The sequence below is a fragment of the Brenneria uluponensis genome (assembly GCF_032395385.1).
Lineage (GTDB): Bacteria > Pseudomonadota > Gammaproteobacteria > Enterobacterales > Enterobacteriaceae > Prodigiosinella > Prodigiosinella aquatilis.
Genome location: NZ_CP135917.1, coordinates 2,332,064 through 2,353,982, shown reverse-complemented (window position 1 = coordinate 2,353,982; position 21,919 = coordinate 2,332,064). Strand labels below are relative to the sequence as shown.

At 52.1% G+C, this 21,919-nt stretch carries 16 protein-coding genes; 5 read left to right on the top strand and 11 right to left on the bottom strand.

What is annotated here, in order from left to right; translation table 11 throughout:
* Nucleotides 1-10 precede the first annotated feature (10 nt).
* The 9 genes from RS889_RS10765 to RS889_RS10725 all read right to left on the bottom strand — a co-directional run bounded on the left by RS889_RS10765 (nt 11) and on the right by RS889_RS10725 (nt 10,777).
* Nucleotides 11-1,528 (bottom strand): ABC transporter substrate-binding protein, encoded by a 1,518-nt coding sequence (locus RS889_RS10765; RefSeq protein WP_315710681.1) that lies wholly within the window; start codon nt 1,526-1,528, stop codon nt 11-13.
* Nucleotides 1,529-1,561: 33 nt separating this feature from the next.
* Complete coding sequence (locus tag RS889_RS10760) at nt 1,562-2,620, bottom strand: ABC transporter ATP-binding protein (RefSeq protein WP_315710680.1); 1,059 nt, start codon at nt 2,618-2,620, stop codon at nt 1,562-1,564.
* Entirely contained in the window at nt 2,617-3,621 is a 1,005-nt protein-coding gene (locus tag RS889_RS10755) for an ABC transporter ATP-binding protein (RefSeq protein ID WP_315710678.1), read from the bottom strand. Before RS889_RS10755 ends, RS889_RS10760 begins: the two co-directional genes overlap by 4 nt.
* Entirely contained in the window at nt 3,618-4,340 is a 723-nt protein-coding gene (locus RS889_RS10750) for a FadR/GntR family transcriptional regulator (RefSeq protein ID WP_315710677.1), read from the bottom strand. The genes RS889_RS10755 and RS889_RS10750 overlap by 4 nt, the downstream gene beginning before the upstream one ends.
* A 369-nt stretch (nt 4,341-4,709) precedes the next feature.
* A complete protein-coding gene (locus tag RS889_RS10745; RefSeq protein WP_315710675.1) occupies nt 4,710-6,434 on the bottom strand; it encodes an ABC-F family ATP-binding cassette domain-containing protein in 1,725 nt (574 codons plus the stop codon).
* Nucleotides 6,435-6,768: 334 nt separating this feature from the next.
* Nucleotides 6,769-7,620, bottom strand: coding sequence for a DeoR/GlpR family DNA-binding transcription regulator (locus tag RS889_RS10740; RefSeq protein ID WP_315710674.1), 852 nt, complete (start codon nt 7,618-7,620; stop codon nt 6,769-6,771).
* A gap of 192 nt (nt 7,621-7,812) precedes the next feature.
* On the bottom strand, nt 7,813-8,445 hold the full coding sequence (locus tag RS889_RS10735; protein WP_021016114.1) for an HAD family hydrolase: 633 nt from the start codon (nt 8,443-8,445) through the stop codon (nt 7,813-7,815).
* Entirely contained in the window at nt 8,435-9,952 is a 1,518-nt protein-coding gene (locus tag RS889_RS10730; RefSeq protein WP_315710673.1) for an FGGY-family carbohydrate kinase, read from the bottom strand. Before RS889_RS10730 ends, RS889_RS10735 begins: the two co-directional genes overlap by 11 nt.
* 24 nt (nt 9,953-9,976) lie before the next feature.
* Entirely contained in the window at nt 9,977-10,777 is an 801-nt protein-coding gene (locus RS889_RS10725; RefSeq protein ID WP_021016116.1) for a BtpA/SgcQ family protein, read from the bottom strand.
* 215 nt (nt 10,778-10,992) lie between these two features.
* On the opposite strand from RS889_RS10725, the gene RS889_RS10720 reads away from it, so the two are divergent.
* From RS889_RS10720 to RS889_RS10700, 5 genes are all read left to right on the top strand, one after another.
* A complete protein-coding gene (locus RS889_RS10720) occupies nt 10,993-11,793 on the top strand; it encodes an SDR family NAD(P)-dependent oxidoreductase (RefSeq protein WP_315710672.1) in 801 nt (266 codons plus the stop codon).
* 125 nt (nt 11,794-11,918) lie between these two features.
* Nucleotides 11,919-13,043, top strand: coding sequence for an ABC transporter ATP-binding protein (locus RS889_RS10715; protein WP_315710671.1), 1,125 nt, complete (start codon nt 11,919-11,921; stop codon nt 13,041-13,043).
* An 11-nt stretch (nt 13,044-13,054) separates the two neighbouring features.
* A complete protein-coding gene (locus tag RS889_RS10710) occupies nt 13,055-13,855 on the top strand; it encodes a carbohydrate ABC transporter permease (RefSeq protein ID WP_290179108.1) in 801 nt (266 codons plus the stop codon).
* Nucleotides 13,856-13,917: 62 nt separating this feature from the next.
* On the top strand, nt 13,918-15,192 hold the full coding sequence (locus RS889_RS10705) for an extracellular solute-binding protein (protein ID WP_315710669.1): 1,275 nt from the start codon (nt 13,918-13,920) through the stop codon (nt 15,190-15,192).
* Nucleotides 15,193-15,195: 3 nt separating this feature from the next.
* Nucleotides 15,196-16,125 carry a carbohydrate ABC transporter permease gene (locus tag RS889_RS10700; protein WP_315710667.1) on the top strand — a complete coding sequence of 310 codons (930 nt, stop codon included), beginning with the start codon at nt 15,196-15,198 and terminating at the stop codon, nt 16,123-16,125.
* Between the two features lie 146 nt (nt 16,126-16,271).
* On the opposite strand, the gene RS889_RS10695 is transcribed toward RS889_RS10700, so the two are convergent.
* Together RS889_RS10695 and RS889_RS10690 are read right to left on the bottom strand one after the other, a co-directional pair.
* Nucleotides 16,272-16,694 (bottom strand): type III secretion system chaperone, encoded by a 423-nt coding sequence (locus RS889_RS10695; protein WP_315711005.1) that lies wholly within the window; start codon nt 16,692-16,694, stop codon nt 16,272-16,274.
* Nucleotides 16,695-16,727: 33 nt separating this feature from the next.
* On the bottom strand, nt 16,728-21,737 hold the full coding sequence (locus RS889_RS10690; protein WP_315710665.1) for an AvrE-family type 3 secretion system effector: 5,010 nt from the start codon (nt 21,735-21,737) through the stop codon (nt 16,728-16,730).
* Between the last annotated feature and the right edge of the window lie 182 nt (nt 21,738-21,919).

The following is a 21,919-nucleotide window of genomic DNA, read 5'->3' as shown; positions in this document are numbered from 1 at the left end:
CTCCCCGCCATCACGGCGCCATTTTTACACCGGCAAGCCGCACCAGTCCGTCCGGTGATGGCGTAAATCCGGTGAGTTTTTTGGTCATACCAAAAATACGCGGCTCGAAATAGAGGTAGGCCAACGGCATATCTGTCTGTAGCTGGGTGACTACCTTGGCATACAATGCTTGACGCTTCGCCACATCGTTAGCCTGACGCGATTCGATCAGCCAGCTATCCACGAGCGGATTGCTGTAGTGACCATCATTCAACCCACCTTTGCTATAGATGAAGGAGAAAATATTGCCATCTGGATCTGGCCGACCGGACCAGCCCGACAAGCTAATCTGAAAATCGCCGCGTTGCTGGCGATCCAGCAAGGTGGCGAACTCGCTCATCTGCAAGGTCACATTGAACCCGGCCTCGCCAGCCATGGCCTGAATCACCTGTCCGACCTGCTGAGCGGTAGGATTATTGGTTACCAGCAACGTCACATTAACCGGTGGTTTCACGCCAGCCGCCGCCAACAACGCTTTGGCTTTTTCCACATTTCGTGCCGCCACCGGGAGGTTGACATGGTACGGGCTGACCGGTGAAAACGCCTGATTGGCCGGCGTGAACAGCCCTTCAAACACCACCTGATTCAGCGCTTCTCGGTCAATAGCCAGCGAGAAGGCTTCACGCACCCGGGCATCTTTGGCAAAGGGATTAGCCGTATTCGTCTTGCCGTTGGCAATGTTAAAGGTAATGCCTTGATACCCCAGTCCGGTGACTTTCTCCAGGCGCAGATCCGGATTGGATGCCACCGTCTTCACGTCGCTAGGTCTGATGCCTTCGGTCAAATCCAGATCACCCGCACGCAGGTTCGCCAACCGCACCGAGGCATCTGGAATCGGCAGGAAGATCACTTTGTCAAAATGGTAGGCCGCTTTGTTCCAGTAGTTATTAAAACGCTTAAGTACAATGCGATCCTGCTGAACGCGGCTTTCAAAGGCATATGGCCCGGAACAGACTGGATGCATGGCAAAATCCGGTTTGGCTGCCGCTTGCGGTGCCAGCATGGCACCAGCACGATCGGTCAACTGACTGAGCAACGCGGCATCCGGGTTTTTAAGGTGAAACATCACCTGATATGGCCCGGTCACCTCGATACGCGCCACAGAAGACAGTTCGCTTTTACGCAGCGACCCCGGCAGCGTCATCGCCCGATTGATGTTGAACTTCACCGACTGAGCGTCGAATTTCTCACCATCCTGGAAGGTGACACCATGGCGCAGGTTCATGGTCAACGTCTTACCATCGGCGCTCCATGACCAGTCAGTCGCCAGTCCCGGCACAACCTTCAGATTTTTGTCCACATCCACCAGACGGTCACACATCGCCGCAAACACAAAACGGCCGTAGTAGGTGCGCGCCAGATGAGGGTCCAGCATGTCTGGATCGGCCCCCAGCCCGATACGGATAATGCTCTCGGCCTGTGCGGCCGCACCGGTGCCCAGCAGCAGCATGCTACCGAGTATACTCAACAGGGTATGACGGGCTTTCATCACTATGCTTCTCCAAACGGGTTAAGGTTGCGATTACTGACGAACCGCCTGCTCGAACAGCGAGCGACGGCGTAAAAAAGCGGCAGACGGTGGTGCGATAGTGATAACACCACGGTCAGTTTGCAGTTCCCGCCAACGATGGCAGGCGACCAGCCGTCCGCCAGGTAATATCTGTGCGATCGGCTCACGCTGACGACACTCGTCACGAACGTGGGGGCATCGGGTATGAAAACGACACCCCGTCGGCGGCGCGGCAGGGTTGGGCAGATCCCCTTGCAACACCGGCAATACTCTGTCGCTACCGGGCTGCAATCGGGGTGCCGACGCCATCAACGCCTGGGTATAGGGATGTAGCGGCGCATTGAACAGATCGTCCACCGGCGCCAGCTCAATGATCTGACCGAGATACATCACTGCGACCCGATCGCTCATATGGCGGATCACTGCCAATCCATGTGCCACGATAATCAGCGTCAGCCCAAACTGGGTTTTCAGGTTCTCCAGCAGATTCACCACCTGCGCTTGCACCGACACATCCAGCGCAGAAACCGGTTCGTCACCCAGTAGCAGTTTGGGGCCGGAGGCTAACGCCCGGGCGATACCGATACGCTGGCGCTGTCCACCGGAAAACTCGTGTGGATAACGTGACGCCCATGCTGACGGTAACCCGACCGTACGCAACAATGCATCCACCCGTGGCCGGCGCTCCGCCCGCGACAGCGATTCGTGCAGCCACAGCGGTTCGCCCACCAGGCTTTCTACGGTCATACGCGGATTGAGCGAAGCAAACGGGTCCTGAAAGATAATTTGCAGTTCTCGGCGTAACTGGTTGAGGCGCGCACCGCTGGCATGGGTGATTTCTTCTCCCTGATATAACACTTGCCCGGCGGAAGCAGGCAACAAGCGCAGCAACAGCCGTCCTAACGTAGACTTGCCCGATCCGGATTCACCGACAATCGCCAACGTCTCCCCGACCCTGACCTGTAGTGAAATGCGATCTACCGCCGTCACCTCTTGATTACGCTGGAACAGTCGCGCCGGTCCGGGGAACGTTTTGCTGAGATCGCGACATTCGAGAATCGGTTGGGTCATGGGGTTATCTCCGGGGTGACATGGGTTTCCAGCGGGGCACGGAAGCAAGCCACCGCATGCTGATCGCTCACACTGTGCAGCGGTGGTTTTTCCTGATGGCACCCCTTCAGCGCAAACGGACAACGGGTGGCAAACCTGCACCCCGCTGGCATCGCTTCCGGCAACGGCACCTGACCGGGAATAGTGGACAGCGCGTGCTGGCGAGTTCCCATACTGGGGATAGCCCCCATCAGTCCAATCGTGTAAGGATGTTGTGGATCGTCAAAGATGTCGGCTACCAGGCCGGTTTCCACCACCTGTCCGGCGTACATCACCGCGACCCGTTGCGCCACTTCCGCCACCACACCCAAATCGTGGGTGATCATCAGCACCGCGGTGCCGGTTTCCTGCTGTAGTTGTCGCAACAGCGCCAGAATCTGCGCCTGGATAGTGACATCCAACGCGGTGGTCGGCTCATCGGCAATCAGCAGCACGGGTCGATTGATCAATGCCATGGCGATCATCACTCGCTGACGCATGCCGCCAGACAACTGGTGTGGATAGGATCGCAGACGCATCTCCGCTGCCGGAATCTGTACTTTCTGCAACATCGCCCGCGCCCGTTCCATCGCCTCTCGGTGGCTAACCGCATGATGTCGTAACACCGCCTCACTTAACTGATCGCCAAGGGTGAACGCCGGATTAAGCGAAGTCATCGGCTCCTGAAATACCATCGCCAACTGATTACCGCGTAAATCGGCGTATTGCCGGGCCTGTAGCGCACGTAGATCCTGCCCGTTGAAGACCATTTCTCCGCTGATGATATGTGCACTGGTCGGCAACAGCCCCATCAGCGCCAGCGAGGTGATACTCTTACCGCAGCCGGACTCCCCCACCAACGCCAGCGTCTCCCCCGCCTGTAATGTCAGAGTGATACCATCCAGAACCGTGACGGGAGAACCCTGAAACTGCACCTGTAGATTACGCAGGTGCAGAACCGGCACCGGGTTAGGATGCGTCATAATTGTTCCTCATCATCATTGCAGTGAATCGCATCCATCAACGCCTGTTGCAACGACAACAGATGTTCTCGCATAGCTGCGGCGGCCTCCGTTGGCTGACGAGCAGCGATATGCCGCACCAGTCGCTGATGATGCTGGTCGTAGTGAACAAGACGCGATGGCGTACGCGCTTGAATGCGCAGATGCTGCCAGTCCGGTTCACGCCGAATGGCGTCAATGGCGTCAAACAAACTCAGCATCAGACGATTGCCTGCCGCTTCCGCAATAGCACGGTGAAAAGCGCTGTCCCACAGCTCATGTTGGTCGCCATCGTCCAGCGCGATCGGTTGCATACGTTCCTGTAAACGCGACATCAACGCAATTTGCTCTTTACTGGCCCGCAACGCCGCCAATCGCGCCAATCCCGGCTCCAGTTGCAAACGGGCTTCCATGACCTCCAGCAAATTTGACTGCTGCGGCAGATCCTGTAGTACCAGCGGTTGTACCGGCGCTGCCGGGCCGACAAAAGTCCCTTTGCCCTGCTTGCGCCAGATACGTCCTTCCTCTTCCAGCACATCCAGCGCCCGCCGGATTTCTCGCCGCCCGACACCAAACAGCTCCGCCAGCTCGCGCTCGGTCGGCAGCGGCTGATCAGGTCGGTCGTCATGCTGTTGAATCAGCTGACGCATTTTTTCCAGTGCGGAACTGGAATTCGCCCTCAGACCATCAGAACCAGTCATAATTGGTTCATTCCCCTTTTGTCTTATTTCATCCCGTCATTACGCATTTATCGACTTCTCAATGTGTTATCACTGATAGCGTTCGTACAAATAACAGGCAAATTTCGAACCAATTGTTTATTGGTTCAGAAAAAGCTATGGCTGATTTCGATAGCGTGATGAAAAGTAAGGGGAAGCTTGCTACCTATTGATAGCCGGCCTGAAGAACAGCACCGTCTTCAGACAATGCATGCACAGTGCTGGAGCAAGGAAATCAAGCGATAAAAGGATGATGGTGCAGAAAGACAGATAACCTGTTTCCGATTCTGAGTAGTCTCCGAATGGAGTACAACATAGATAAATCCCCCTCTACTCGAGGGGGACATTTTATTACTCCAGCGCCAGTCGCGTTTTGATCGTTGCTATCTCCTTACGCCACTGTACTTGCAATGCCGGTTTTTGATGTTTCTCCTTGCGAGACAGATCATCTGCCAGCGTCTTCTCAAGCTCGATCAATCGCTCCAGTAGCCTATCCTCATTATGACAGGCATCCTTTATCACTGGCGGTGTTGGACTTACTGCCTCAACAGAGATGAGGGATATGGTGCTTAAGCGTTCGTATACGCGATCAAGGTCATGCCACTCGCTCAGCATACCGTTATCAATCAGCCAGAAGCGATTGCAACTCTGGCTCATCAACACCCGGTCATGTGTCACCAATAACACACCACCGGCAAAAGTTTGCAGCGTCTGCACCAGCGCCTCTTTGCCTTCAATATCCAGGTGGTTGGTTGGCTCATCCAGCATTAACAACGAATAGCGCGCCAGAGACAGTCCCACAAACAGTAATCTTGAGCGCTCGCCACCGCTTAAAGTATCAACAGTCTGCTGCTGACGCTCCCATGGAAAACCGGCACTGATAAGCGCCATTTTTCTATCATGTATTCGCGGAGCGAAAGGTTCCAAAGCATTAAGCAGTGTGTCCTCATCACGCAGCTGATGCAGCGTTTGGTCGTAATAGCCCATATCGACCCGCGGATGCAGGCGAATGGCATCGCCACCAACCGGTTGCTGATACTGTCGCCATAACAGACGCAATAATGAAGACTTACCACAGCCGTTACGACCGATAACGGCCACCCGATCACCACTTTTCACGCGCTGTAAGGGCAAGGTAAAAAGCGTTGAACTGTCAGGCGATGGACTCACTTGTAGGTTTTTCATTTCCAACAAACGATCGGCTGGCAGGGCTTCACCATGCAGCGTCAGCTGCCACTGGCTGCCGGCCGTCACGTCTGTTTGTTCCTGCTTTAGGCGTCCAATCTGCTTTTCCATTTGCTTGGCTTTGCGTGCCAAATCTTCGTTATCGTAGACTTGGCCCCATATCGCCAGCCGTTTAGCGCTGGCGGTGATGCGATCGATCTCTTTTTGCTCCGCTTTTTGCCGCAACGCGTCGCTGCGGTCACGTTCGGCCAGAGCGTTACGCGCGGCGGTACAAGGCAGTGCAAAAAAGTGCAAAGTCTGATCACGCAGGATATAACTGCCGTTCGTGACGTTATCCAGCAGTTGACTGTCATGAGAGACCAGCACAAAGCTGCCGTTCCATTGTTGCAGGAACTGTTCAAGCCACAATAATGTTGGTAAATCCAGATGATTGCTCGGTTCATCAAGCAACAACAAATCCGGTGTGCTGATTAACGCCCTGGCCAGCAACAAACAGGTATGCTGCCCACCACTTAAGGTTCCAGCGGCGAGACGCCAGTCCTGATCGCTAAAACCCATGCTGGCGAGTAAAGCTTCCGCCCGCCAACCTTCGCTGGCTCGCTCAGCCTCAGAGAGCTGTATCAGAACCGCATCCAGCATGGTCAGGGAATGCAACGCCATCGGAAGATGTTGCTCAACGCGGGCCAACAGACAGTGGTTTGCCTTGGTCACGCAGCCACTAGTCGGCGAGAGCGTGCCGTCGAGCAGTTTTAACAGTGTACTTTTCCCACAACCGTTATGACCGATAAGTCCCAGGCGGTCGCCTTTACTCAAGGTAAGGGAGATATCAGTCAGCAGTGGACCGAAAGGCGTATCAACACAGAGAGATTGTGCAGTTAGTAAAGTGCTCATTGCTTACTCAAAAGTTATAGGTACAGCAGTACCTCGTCAAACATCGCTGACGATAACCCGGTAAGCCCGAGGGAAGGAGATTAGTGGTTTGCTTCGCTCAAGCCGAAGTTATCGCAGCACGATACCGATAACGCTTGAGCTATGGCAATTACCAAAAGGATATGAAGTGTTAAACAATTCACAGCGCAGCATATGATCCTCCTTGTATTCCGTTAGTTAATGGACAAAGGGATTGTAGCGACAATATTTGCTTCTTGCCACTATGCCCTGCTCCCGCCAAATGATGGCCATAACCATAACTACGCTCAGACTGGATTGCAAAATGGGGGCCAGTCTATTTCGCAATCAATACCTCAACCTTAGCGACATCAAGCGCCGTCGCCAGCGCTGGCGGTGGTGCAATATCCGTGATCAGCATATCTATATCCTGCAACGAAGCGATATGTACTAGCGACATATGCTGGAACTTGGCTGAATCACACAGCACGACTTTGTAACCTGAACGCCGCAGGTAAACGCGCTTCATTTCCGTTTCTTCAAAAGAACTGTCGTACAATCCCGCACCGGTCAACCCCGCAACGCTGGTAAACGATACATCAAACCAGAGCTGTTCGAACTGTGCGAGTGCTGAAGGGCCCACAATGGCCATTTCGTCCTGCCGAACCAAGCCACCGGCCAGATAAACATCAGGCAATGCATCGCGCTGGCCCAAAATATAAGCCGCCCGGATGCTGTTGGTGAAGATTTTCATTCTGCCGCAATGGAGAAGGCGTTCCGCCAACATCAGAGTCGTGGTACCAATATCCAGTGCGATGGTTAGGTGCCGACTGGCAATTGCCGCCGCTGCCGTCGCAATCCTCGACTTGGCGTCAGCACGCAGTTGCAGTCGCTCCTCAAAGTTGGCTGGCTCATTATCCATAACTGTCTGACTTTCTGTTGCGGGCAGCACCGCACCACCATGAACGCGCAACAGCCGGCCTTCAGTTTCCAGCTCTATCAGGTCACGTCGCACTGTCATTTCTGATACGTTCAGTGTTTTGGAAACATCGCTAACCGTAACGCTCCCCTTTCCAATCAACGCTTCCAGAATATGATTTTTTCTCTCCTGAGAAAGATAGCGCGGACGGACAGAGCCGCCATTTTCCTTAAATTCATCACCTGCCACTGCGATATGCCTCTCGGTCATTCATCAAATCCGTTAGAAATGAGCGGCGACGTTATTTGAATGCCGCTCTCCGGGCATTTAATTCTATGGTAGATTAACATTTTTTAAAACCAAAAAATGTTCGTTTTTGTTTGATTTATGGCGAGAGATGGAAGATTCTGGTGCGGAAATTGCCCCATCCTGATGCATGAAACTCGGAATGGGGCAAATAGATCATTCTGATAAAACGAGCGCAGTGATGTTACTCAGGTCCTTGACGGCAATGCTGCCGGGATGCAAAGGCGCGCCTTGAGTATAACTGACGACAGTCAGCCCGGCGGCACAAGCCCCCAAAACGCCGGTTACACTGTCTTCCACCGCCAGCACGTCGCCTGGAGTCAAATCGAAAAGCGTCGTCGCCAGGCGATAAGGTTCGGGATCGGGTTTGCCCGCGCTGACATCATCCAACGTCACTAAAAATTCCATCATGTCCAGCACCCCGATGGTGCGCAGATTAGCCTCCACAATACGTCGAGATGAATTGGAGACACTGGCCTGCCGAATACCGTTATTTCTGAGTGTAACAATAGCGTCCTTTCCATGCGCTATCGGCACCAATTCATCGCTGCGAGCGATGTAATAATCTTCAATAGCGGTCAACCACTCCTGCTGAGCCAGATCCTCAGGCAGGCGCGCGCGTAATATGTGCCAAACATCGTTGATGTGCACACCGCAAAAGCGAGACTCTGTAATATCACTGAGATCGACCCCATAGCGTGAGCACACGGCCAGTAATGCACGATGATGCAGCGGTTCACTATCAACCAGCGTACCGTCCACATCCCAGGCAACAGCTTTAAATTTCATTAAACCCTCGATGCGTGAGCGGTTTGCAACCTTCATACAGCGCTCTGAACAGCCGATACCCCTCACGATAGCAGACCTCATTGTCAGGATTCGGCATAATAACCTCGCTGAAGTGAACAAATTCACTGGCACCGTTCCAGTCTTCGCTGACCCCGACGCCCATCGCCGCAGTCCAGGCCGCCCCAAGACAGGAGCCGGGATGTCCACTAAGGCGCTGGAGCGGAACCATCAGCACATCAGCGACAATTTGCATCCATAGCCGACTGTGGGAACCTCCATCCGAGACGATAAAACGCGTAACCGGATAGCCGATATCACGCAGCGTCTCTATATGATGGTAGATGGCATAAGCATATGCCTCAAGCAGTGCACGCCAGAAATGGCCGCCATTGTGTGATAGCGTCAGCCCGAAAAACACCCCACGAGCCAGCGGATCGTGTAATGGGGTTTTTTCTCCCAGGAAATAGGGCAAGCACAGCAATCCGTCCGAACCTGCCGGTTGAGCTGCGGCCAGTATGTCGAGATACTGATGGAGGGACAGCCCTTGCGCTGTCGCGGTGGCCAGATGCTGACCCGCAAAATTATCCGCGAACCAGTTCAGGGCGGATCCACCGGTAGACATACAACCATTGGGCATATAAAGCCCCGGGATAAGATGGTAATCAAGATACAGCCGCGGGTCGGGTCGAATCGTTGATGATGCGGTCAATACATCAACCGAGCCACCAAATTTCAGCAGAATATCGCCCGAATGTGTCACACCCGCGCCTAGTGCCGACGCTATCATATCGGCCGCGCCGCCAACAACTGGCGTACCGGCCATCAGCCCGGTGCAACGCGCCGCCTCCTCTGTCACTGCACCGATGATCTGATCAGATTTGACCAGTCGAGGCACTGCATCACGGTGTAAATGTGCGAAGCTCACCAGTTGGTCGTCAATCTCATCGGTGACTACATTGACCAGACCGGCTTCCAGCGCCCAGTTTTGCTCAATACATCGCTCACCAGTCAGCTTCCAGTTAATAAAATCATAGGAGCCGAACACGGTGGCGATACGCGCAAACACATCGGGTTCATATTGCTCCAGCCAGCGAATTTTGGCACCAGCCAGTTGCTGGTTGATACCATTCCCCGCCTGACGGATAAACGCATCAGCATCCACTTCCCCACGCATCTGATCCACCTGCTCGCCACAACGCCCGTCACTTTGCTGAATACTGGGGCGCAGCAACTGGCCACTATCATCAAGCAAAACAATTGCTGGCAGCATGCCGGTAACGCCAATTCCGGCAATGTCTGCGGGTACAACGTCGTTTTTTTGCAGCAGCTCCCGCGTGATTTCCCCCAGGTTTTTCCACCATTCGTCAGGAGACTCTTCCGTCCACCCCGGTTTCGGGGAGGACAACGTCACCGGACGGGAGACAATGCCCAGCACGTGATCCGGTAAACGAATCAGTATGCCGATAGTCGATGTCGTTCCGATATCAATACCCAGTAAACAGCTCATACAACCTCCTGTATTTGCTGGCTATTAACGTTGACGTTCAACCACATCCATAAACCGCTTCACACGATCACCGTCTACGGTGTTCCACGTACATCCATCAACTTTAAAGTGCGTGCCGATAATCACGCCAGCGGCCATTTTCAGGATATCACTGACGTTATCAATGTTAGTGCCAGTGTTGGCAAATACCGGTACATCCTGCACCGTTTCGCACACTTTACGCAGGTTGGATTGATCCGCCGGTTCGCCGGTGATGGGACCGGAAACCAGAATAGCATCAGCCATTGAGGAGAATACGGCACTGCGTGCGCGTAACTCGATGGGACGGCTATCGAGTGAGTGCGCAAACTCCGCGTTAATATTGAAAAGCAGCTTCATGTCATCGCGCCCCAGGTTGTGACGCAGTCGGGATGCGGCGGCGCAATCTGGAGCCCAGACCCCCATATCAGAGGCGAACACGCCAGTGAAAATTTCACGTACGAAACTGGCCCCAGTGGTGGCGCCAATAGCGACACTGGCTTTCGGGTCCCACAGATAGTTAACACCAAATGGCACTTTCAACACCGGTTTTACCGCCTGAACAATAGCTGACATCGCCGCGACGCCTTCCAACGCGGCGTTAAATACGTACGGACGATCGTTCTCATTGCCAAACATAATGGCGTCGACCCCGCCCTCTTGTAACTTCTCCACATCGCTTAGCACATCGTCGATAAGCCGGTTAATACCTCCGTCGGCGTTATAAAGCGGCGTTCCAGGCAGCGCACCAATGTGAGCCATAGCGATAACTGCTTTTTTCTTGCTACCGAAAAAATCGAAAATCATGACGTACTCCAGATAGTTAACAGGGGACTGGTCAGTCCCTTAAGGAATTAGCTGACACGGATCGCATACGCCATACCGTGCGATCATGGATAATGTAAACAAATACAAACATAATTAACATATAATATGAAGATAAATGTTTTAATCAAGTTAATTTTGTTTTGATTTGTCCGTTTTAATAGTGTAATAAATAATCATCACCGGAGGAAAAAACGATGAACAACGTATTAGCAGTGCCTGGATATTACCCAGGATTGAAGGGGAAAACGGCGATTGTCACTGGCGGCGCTACCGGTATCGGGCTGGCAATTGCCCGCACGTTACTGGCTCAGGGAATGACTGTCGCCATCGGCGATATCAACGACATGGCGGCCAAAAACGCGGCTGCATCATTAGGTGAACACTGTTTCTCTTTCGGCATTGATGTGCGTTCCCGTCAGTCGGTTATCGAGGGATTTTCCCAGGTAACGGCAATGCTTGGTGGTTATCAACTGTTAATAGCCAATGCGGGCGTTTCCACCATGCAGCGTGCGCTGGATATCACCGATGAAGAGTGGGATTTCAACTTTGATGTCAATATTCGCGGTATTTTTCTTACCAATCAGATAGCCGCTCGTCAGTTCGTACAGCAAAAACAGGGCGTTATCGTGAATACCGCGTCACTGGCCGCGAAAGTTGGCGCACCATTGCTGGCACATTACTCCGCCAGCAAATTCGCGGTATTGGGCTGGACTCAGGCTTTGGCTCGCGAGCTGGCTGTTGAGGGCATTCGCGTGAATGCTGTTTGCCCGGGATTTGTTAAAACCGGCATGCAAACACGAGAAGTTGAATGGGAAGCTACACTGCGTGGTATATCACCCGAACAGGTTGTTCAGGATTATATCAGTCAGACACCGCTCGGCCGGCTTCAGACGCCGGAAGATGTCGCCGATGTGGTGGCGTTTCTGAGTTCAGATGCCGCCCGTTTTATGACGGGCCAGGGTGTTAACGTGACCGGTGGTGTATACACCGGTTAAACGCACAAATACAAACAACACGTTGACAGCCATGTCTGACATCAAACTGGATTCATCAACATTATCAGGCAGGATCGGAAGCCCGGTCGGCCTGAACATCACGGGTATGACAGAGGTATAAGAGCATGGCATCCATTGAGTTGCAGAGCGTTTCAAAAGCCTATAACAACAGTCAGTACAGTGTTCGTGATGTGAATTTGAAAATTCGCGATGGGGAGTTTGTCATTTTCCTCGGCCCTTCTGGTTGCGGGAAATCGACTACGTTGCGGATGATTGCTGGTCTGGAAAGCATCAGTGAAGGCGCTTTACTGATCGATGGGCAAAATATGAACAATGTCGCGCCACGCGACCGCAATATTGCGGTTGTCTTTCAGAGCTACGCGCTCTATCCGCATATGACGGTGGCGGAGAATATGGCTTTTGGCCTGAAGATGCGTGGAACGCCAAAAGACGTCATCGAATCGAAAATCGCTGAAAGCGCGGCATTACTGGGTCTGGATAAGCTGCTTCACCGCAAACCGGCAGCGCTGTCTGGCGGCCAGCGTCAACGTGTTGCCCTGGGACGCGCCATTGTGCGTGAACCACAGGCCTTCTTACTGGACGAACCACTCTCCAATCTGGATGCCCAATTACGTGCGGAAATGCGCCGTGAGCTGATCAAACTACATCGGCGGCTCGGCAAAACCATGATTTATGTCACCCATGATCAGGTTGAAGCCATGACGATGGCGGATCGTATCTGCATTATGCGTGATGGCTATCTGATACAGATCGGCGCGCCACTGGAGGTTTATGAAAATCCGGTTAACACCTTTGTGGCCAGGTTTCTTTCCTCCCCGCCCATCAATCTGCTGGCCTGCGCCGTTACCGAAATCGACGGCACATTATGGTTACAACTCAAAGACGGTCCAATGCTGAAAGTTGCTGATCACATGTACGCCGATTATGCACACCTTCGGGGGAAGAAGATGATTATGGGTATTCGCCCGGAAGATTTTCATGCGCATCAGCGTCAACCCTACTGGCAGCCGGTGAACCTGAACGTTACCTCGGTCGAGTCCCTTGGGGCCGATAATATCGTCAGCGGCATGATAGATGGCATACCGGTCATCGTCCGACTGGATCAACATAGCCGACCACGAATCGATGACGCTATTACCGTCTATATGGATCCCAATCCGCTGCACCTTTTTGATCCGGATTCAGGGAATGTGGTTCCACGTCACCCTATTTCTCATCCGCAGAACTGAGGGATCCCGACATGTTACGTAAATTTGGATTGCATCTTGGCCTGATCTTCGCCTGCCTTCTGGTGGTCGCCCCTATTATCTGGATCGTCCGCACCAGCCTGGTGCCGGAATCGATGTCCTACAGCAGCGATATCTTTCCGGGTTTCTCTGCTGAAAATTATGTAGGTTTGATAGGAAGCAACCATTTTCTTACCCATTACGGCAACAGCCTGATCGTTTCCTTTTGTTCTGTTTTGCTGGCAATGCCGTTTGCCGCAGCGACTGGTTATGCCTTTGCTCGCTTCAAGACCGGCGGTAAGTCGGCCCGGTTTATCATGCTGGCCACACAAATGCTGCCAGCCGTGGCGTTGGTTCTACCGGCCTTTGCGGTGCTGCGCTCATTGGGTCTGACCAATTCACTGGTCGGTCTGACCCTGGTCTATACCGCACTCAACCTGCCCTTCCTGACCTGGATTTTAATGGGGTTCTTCGAGGGGATACCAGTCGATCTTGAATGGGCGGCGATGACCGATGGCGCCACCGCCTGGGGGGCATTCTGGCATATTGTACTGCCGGTCTCACTGCCGGGTCTGGCCGCCGCGGGCGTGCTTGGCTTTATCCTGTCCTGGAACGAGTTTCTCTTTGCCTTGGTGCTAAGCGGCCCGCAAACCGCCACCATCCCAGTGGCGCTTGCCGCCTTACAAACCTCGAATGGCATACAGATAGGTAAAGTCTCGGCCGGCATAGTATTGGCCATTCTGCCGCTGATTATCGCTTCACATTTTATCCAGCGCTACATCGTCAAAGGGTTGACCTTTGGTGGTGTGAAATAACCAGACGCGCTTTTGTAACCACCGCCGTTAGCATCCCGGCATTCATATACCAGGAGTTATTTATGTTTAACAAGACAAAGACAGCATTGTTATCCGGTTTGATTTTGTCAGGGCTTTGCTCAACGGCGCAGGCAAAAGAGATCGTATTGCGGGCCCTGATGGAAGATGTTCCCGAAACCACTATTATCGAAAAAATGTTGCCTGAATTCGAGAACAAATATCACATCAAAGTGGAGTTTGAAAAAATCGGTTATGGCGATATGCACGACAAGCTGGTTCCGCAGCTTATCTCGCCACAGAGCTACTATAACCTGCTTGAAGTGGATTTTTTGTGGGCCGGAGAGTTCTCTCGCGCCAACTGGCTGACCGATCTGACGCCCAGGGTGAAAAAATCGGGCTTTGATATATCGGCATTCATTCCATCAACGGTAAAACTGCTCAATACCGACCCGAAAAAGATCGAGCTTATCCCGATGTATAACTACTCCATGGGGATGATTTACCGTACCGATATGCTTAAAGATAAGCACTTGCAGGCCAAATACCAGGCCACCTTCAACAAACCGCTGGAACTGCCAAAAACGCTTGATGACTATGTCACCCTGGTGAAATTCATCAAACAGCAAACGGGCAACCCTGGCGCAGCCATGCAGGGACAGCGCGGCGATCCAAACAGTATGGAATTCTCCAATTATCTGTTTAGCGCAGGCGGCAACTATCTGAATGCCAATAACAAGGTAGTGCTCGACAACGCCGCTGGCAAAAAAGCCATGAGCCTTTACGTCGATGCCATCAAAAACGGAGCACAAACCGGCGCCTTGTCCGCCACCCTGGACGATACCATTCGGCTGATGTGCAGCGGCAAAGCCTTCAGCATGGTCTCTTACTGGTGGATGCTGCCGACGCTCGACAATCCGAAAACCTGTCCGGCGGTGGCAGGGAAACTGGCGCTAAGCACCATGCCGGGTGGACACGGCGAAAGCGGCGGCTGGGGATGGGGCATACCCAAGAACACCACGGATAAAGAAAAAGCCGCCGCCTGGACTTTTATTCAGTGGGTACAAAGCAAAGACATCAGTATCGCTCGGGCACTTGAAGGACATGCCCCAGTACGTGCGGATGTCTATAAAGATGCCAGCGTATTGGCAAAATACCCTTACTATGCTGATGCGGAAAAAGTGGTGGCTTCCGGCAAATCATTCCCGATTTTTACCTATTCAGCCAAATATGAAGACGTATTGGGCACGGCGTTATCCCAGGTCGCTGGCGGTAACAGCACGATCGATGACGCACTGACGCAATCCGCCGATCAACTTAAAAAACTGATGAAGAAATAAGTGATGATGCCGATCAGAACCTCTTATTCAACGGCGAATGCCATCAAGCCCGGCCAGCTTTCCCGCATTGACCGTTTTCGTCTGACAGGATGGGCATTCGCCGCGCCGGGCATGGCGACACTGACTATTGTGCTTGGTTTTCCGGTGGTATATGCCATCATGCTGGCCTTTTCATCCTACACGTTGCTGGCTCCGCATATGGCGCCCTTTACCGGGTTGGAAAACATCGTCTCTGTCCTCAGTGATGAGGCGTTCTGGTCTGCGGCCTGGCTGACGATACGGTATTCGGTGTTGACTGTATCCGGCGAATTTATCATTGGTCTGGGCATAGCATTGATGCTCAACCGGGTAGTGAAAATGCGCCCGGTCTATTTTGCCCTTCTGACTATCCCGATGGCGATGTCGCCGGTCAGTGTGGCGCTGATATGGCGTATGCTGCTGCAACCGAACCTCGGGATCGTTAACCACATGCTGCAAAGCGCCGGTCTACCCGCTCTGGATTGGCTGGGCAACCCGACGCTGGCGTTCTGGACCATGGCCGGTATTGATATCTGGCAACAGGTCTCATTTGTCGTGCTGATCCTGGCTGCCGGTTTGGCAGCCTTACCCAAGGATCCCTACGAGGCGGCGGAGATTGACGGCGCACGTCGATGGCAGCAGTTTTGGTATATCACGCTGCCTATGTTACGTCCTGTCTCCGCCATCGCCGTAGTGATTCAGTTGATTAATGAACTAAGAACCTACGATCTTCCCTATATCTTGACGCGCGGCGGTCCGGGGTCGGCAACCGAAGTGCTGAGTTTCTTTGCCTATCGCCGTGCTTTCCTCGGGCTGACCATCAACGAAGGCGCCGCCGCGGCGTTAATGCTCTTACTGATCGTTTTAATCATGTCGGTTATCTTTTTCGCCATGCTTGAACGACGCCGTCAGTGAAAGCATCAACGCTGGCGCACCAGGGAATTGTGGCGATAAACCCTTGCTGGAAGAGGTTGGATTTCATCACGGGAACATCATCCGGTGACGAGATCCAACAATACTATTCGCCAGGTATCGAGTGATACGAGACCTGATGGCGATTCTCAGGCTGCGCGTGTTTTTTCCAATAATGAAGCGATGAAACTCTGCGCCTCTTTCACCTGCTGAATAAAACCGGACAAGATAGCGCTAAACCTGACTTCGTCCAGTGTTTCCAGTGAATGCTGGGCGCAAAGACGCAGATTGTGATATTCATCCAGCGCCAGCCAGCAGCCGCGCATCGCCGCCATTTCAAAGTTCAGTTGCAGCATCAATTTATAAACAACCGGGTTCTCTTCCCCTTGCAGGTTCAGTATCTGGCAATGGACCAGTAGACTATCGCTATGTTCCGGTACTTCAATGACTGCGGCTTCCTGACCATCATCGCCAAGCAGAACACAAATACCCTCATTAAGCGTGATTTCCGTCCGGCAGGAACGGCCAAAGTAATGCAGCAAATGAGCCGCTCTCTGTTGTGCTGATGTCATCATTTCTCTCCTGTTGATAGTCCCTGAAGCCACTTAGTTTTTAGCAAGTTCAATGCTTTCTTTTTGCAAATTATGCAGTGCATTCGCGACTTCTGGTGCCGCTTTGGCAATGCTGCCTTCCAGACTATAGTTGCGCGGCGTTTCCTGATTCTGTCCGTAGCTGAAGTTAACTTTCCCCAACAGTTTGCTCATGGAAACATTGGCACTGCTAGCACCGCCGAGTAGTGGCATGGGGATCGTCAATCCCTCTTTTTTGCTTACCGTCTGGTTAAGTTTGATAGAGGCTATTCGCAGGTTATTACTGTCTTTGAAGATGGCTTCCAGATCCTTCTTGCCCAGACTGCTTTCCTGAATGCCTTTCCCTACCTTCGCTTTTACATCATCTTTTAATTCCAGCGTGACACTGGCGGTTGCATTACCTAGCGTTTGCATATGATTAATCACTGCTTTTAATGCCGGGTTTTCATTCATAAAACCCTTTATCCGATCCGCATTAGTTGGCGGTAAATTATCGCTAACCAGACGGTGTAACGCATGCAGAATGCCATTACTGTCAAGCTTCGACAGGTTGGTGTACGTCGTGATATAGCTGGATTCGGATAGTACAATCCCCTGTTTTTTGGCGGTTTCATGCTGACCAGTGCTTTGTTTCAGACTTTGCAGCGCCGCATACTGAGTGTCATCATCAGGGGTTTTGACTGCACAGTGTTTGTTCAAAATGGCCAGTTTTTCATCGGTATCCGTCAAGGTGTTTATGCCTTTCAGCACTTGAGCGGTTTCCGGGTCACTAAACGCTTTCCCTAATGATGTAATCAATTTTTCCACCTCTTTACGCTGTAATGGCTCCGCCGCTTTCACCTGCATAGTGATGCTATGGTTGGTTTTGGCATCAACCGAAATGGTCCCGGAAACCCCGGTTGCCGTTCCTATCGGCCATACCCCATTTTTATCGGAATGCACCATCCCTACATACAAGCCAGCGTTAGCACCAACCGACGCCTGATTAAAGAAACGGGCCCGATTGTTGGTCGTCGAATTTTCTTCGGTAAACTCGCCTCGCGATGTGCTGTGTTCATGGGTGGCCGATAACAGATTACTGCCAACACTGATGCCGACCGATGCCCTGGCTGTTACTGAGTCAGGTGAAGCTCCGGTGTTAGTAAGATTTACACCAGCTCGTCCATCCAGTGTGGCACCAGCATCAACGTTAAAACGTATTGAAAAACCTTCTTGTACCCGATGCTGAGTCCCTTTTTCCGCCAACGTCATCGGGTTAAGCATGCCTTTTGACAGCGAATCGATGAACTCAGGCAACTCATCTTCAGACAAGGTAAATGTCAGCCCATTCTGTGATACGGAACCTGCACTGGCAGCAACGCTGGCACCTGCGCGCAGATCGAACGTGAGGTTATGTTCCTTATCCAACGCGACAGTTTTTTGGGTATCAATGGGTTGATAACCGGTCCCCACCGAAGCTTTGGCGGTCACTCCGCCATTCCGACCAAAGTTGACATCGATTCCATTATCACTGCGGGTAAAGCTCAGGTTATAGGTTCTGTCCCCCGTCAACCCACCTCCTGGGACGATGGGAACGGGAAGACTTTTCAGTGCTGGCACATAGAGCGTACTTAACCCGCCGTTATAGTTACGGCTAAAGCTCAGATTCTCTCCATTATCCAGCGACAAAATGGTGTCTTTCATTTTTTGCAGCAATTCTTTTTGGGAGCCAGCCTGCAATGCGGTGCGTGACGTCACACTAACGGCGTGGTTTTCATTCTGGAATGCTTTGGCAAAGGATCTGATCGCATCATAATCAGCTTCTAATGTTTTGAAGTTAGTAAAGCCCATGTCAGTCACTTTTTTCACTTCATTGCCGCCATATTGCTGATCACGCAGTTGAGTCAACGCGTCTTTCATCGGTTGCAAATCCGCAGCAGTGGGATTTTTCCCTGACAATGTTGCCAGTTGGTCAGTAACCTTATGCAGATCGCCCACGGTGAGGGTATCCAGTACCAGACGGGATTTGGTCAACGCCATCGGGTCATGAATATCACGATGCGAGTTGGTCGCCACCTTGTCATTTTGGTAGCTCATATCCACATTTTTCATCACAAACTGTTTAAGTAGACTGATAGCCTTACTGTTTTGTGACGGCGGATTAACCAATATGGCTGTTATCAACGCTTCGCTGAGATTTTTACCGGAACGCTGCGGATTAATCCCCTGCACCAGAGACTTAATGGCGGACGGCGCAAAATCATGATTAATCCGGCCATCGTCTTTCACCAGTCCCTGATGTTTACCCAGCATCAGCGCCGACCTGGCCGAACTGGCTTCCAGATCATTATGGAAAGATTTTAGTGCTTCAACCAACGCTTTCCCCTGTTCTCCCAGATCAAGCATATCCAGTTTGGTTTTCAAATCCTCAGCTACAGGGGGTTTGGTACGGTTATAGGGTGCATTGGCACTTTCCAGCTGTTTGAACAGAGAGGCCTGGGTATCATAAAGCGGTTGCAAACCCTCCCGACCATTAAAGTGGTGTTTAATGCTGTCCCCGATGTTTTCAGGCGTTTCCTTGATAAGTCCAAATACATGAGCACGCACACGATCAGTGAATTTACTTTCCAGCTTGGCGCTTTCCTGTGACATTTTGCCAAATATCTGGGCCGAGCCGGTCAGTGTCACGCCCGTTCCGGGCAGACGTACCGTTTTGGTCGCGTCAGCCAGGCGATTGTAAACCGTTTCTGCTTCACGAGATTGCGGCGCTGTCGCGGTCTGGTTCCCGGCACCTTTCGCTTTCCACCCACCAGGGGTTAAGTAGTGCCCGGAGCCATCGACTGTCGAAGCGAGGACTTCATGATTTTTAGTGCTGCCAAGTCGATCGATTTTGCCCTCTGCCGGCGTTTCTACTAGCTGCCAACGGGCCGCGCTGCGGGTTTGAGCCCCACCCTGCCAATCGTGGCTCGCCAGAGTGAATACTCGACCCTCTTTGTTCAGCGCAAACAGGTTGTGATCTTTATCCAGTGTCAGATCTTTAACGTCCCCTTCAAGCCCGGCCGTGGGCAATGGCTGGGAAGGGACGGCAATTCTATCCATGCCCGGTTTTACCTGATGTAACTGAAGTTCACCTTTGCTATTAGCGGAAATGTATTTGTTGGCATTAATCACCGCCATGGAGATAACACCACTGTTTTTCTCTAACCCCGGCAGTGCTTCTCCCGCGGAAGACGTATTGCGGGCCTGGCTAAAAGCAAACACATTGTTGTGTCCATGCTGGACGCTGTCAGCTTGTTGATTGATAGAAAGCTTTTTGACCTGACCGCCATCAAGCACATAAGCCTGGTTGTCCAGTCCCCGTTTTAACTGACTGGCCCCCACATCCGTCTTCGTCCAGCTCTGGGTGGTATTGTCCATGTAATGCACCTTGCCTTCATGCAAGGCCATGGTGCCCAGGCGCCCCATGTCCAGCATTTCATGTGCAGGAGGCGATGCTTGATCCAACCCTTTTTTATTATCTATCGTCAGTGAATCACTCAGATTCCAACCCGGTTTGAATCCGGCCTGAGGATCATTGCCCATCGGGGCCAGATGTTTTTGTCCGGCAGCATCACTAACCTGCGCATGAATTTTCCCCTGCTCATCGTTTACAAACCCCTGAACCTTGTGATCAACGCCCAATAAGGCATCCAGATCTACGCTGACATGTCGCTGTAATTGCACCATATGATCGCCTGCCTGGGGTAAGCTCCCGGTAAAAATGTCGCCCTTATCATCCGCAATAAAAATTTTTTGTTCGGCCAGTCCAACGACGGTGGCATTAACATGCTCACTACCACGCTCCAGCGCCTGTGTACCCTCCAGCTTGAATTTAATTGATTGATGCAAATCCGGAGGCGCACTGGTTGAACGCAATAAACGCAGTTGCGGTAAGCCGATTTCTTTTGCCGTGAGTAGCGCCACTTGCCCTTGTGTATTAGCAGCATAGGATTTTATTTTGTCATCGAACTTTACTGACTCCTCTCCATCAGAGAGATTGCTCAGCGTATGAACGTCTTTTATGGCGTAAAGATTGCCGTCAGCCTGACGGGAAAGATAGTTATAGGATTCATCACTTTTTTTCTGCCATTCACCAGTCACATCATTTAACGCAAACAGCTTGTTTTCGTGCAGGCGCAGACTCTCCCCACCGCTCTGTCTGGCCGTTTCCGGTTGCTGGTAAATCCCGGTCAACAGTGAATGATGGAGTTTCCCCGGCAGTGATAACGTTTCCTGCAACTTTACGGGTACACCATTCCTAGGCTGCGCCTGTAAGGTGATTTGCGCACTGCCTTTGTCCACCTGTAACGCAAACGTCCCACCTTCTTTACCCAGTTGCTGATCCAGTGCATGTTTTGCCTCGCTGGGCTGGCTGCTATGCAAGGCGGTAAATCCGTTATCGTGTTGTTGCAGGCTAAACAGGTTCCCGCTTTTATCCATCAACACATGTTGCAGGTTATCTTGACTGGAATACGCCGCAATAAATGGCTGGTCGTGTTTGCCCAGCGTTTGCTGCAACAGGGTCTTTACATTATCGGTAATACCGACACCAAGCTCGAGCTTGCCTTTACTATCCAGTGTTACCGGTGACGCTACGCCCCGCAACAAGGTAGCGTTTGTCCGGTCAGCCATCATCAGGCTACCCAGACTCACCGAGGTTTTTTTCTGCGCACCTGAAATGCTGGCTACTATTCTCGGCTTTCCCGATTTTTCAGATTGATGCGTGCCAGTTGTGTTATCTGTCTTTTCACTCTTCAGTAATTCCGTCCAAGCCCCTTTCAGATTAGAAAATCGGCCACGCTGCACCCCCTTATTTTCAGGCAATTGCATTTGCTGACTGACCTTAGGCATGCTGACACTGTGCATACCTTCCTTTTCCAAAGAAGCCGCCCCTTTCTGCGGTGTTAACGCTGTTCTCCCCTGAGTCAACGGAGTGCTCTGAGATGAAGCAGGCTGGATTTCCTCTACAGATTGCTGATGTTGAATATTATTGATATTGCCCAACATAACTGACTCCCGGCGCTGACATGGATTAGGGGGGATTTGTCTGATAAGTGTCAGTCGATGACTATCGGTTCCAGTCGGATAAAAAATAGTGTTGTTACTTATCTGTTCTGAAGCAGGAACCTACCGGCCATTTTTTTTACATAAAAGCAACGAGCAAGCGCGTTTTGTTCGTTTTACACATA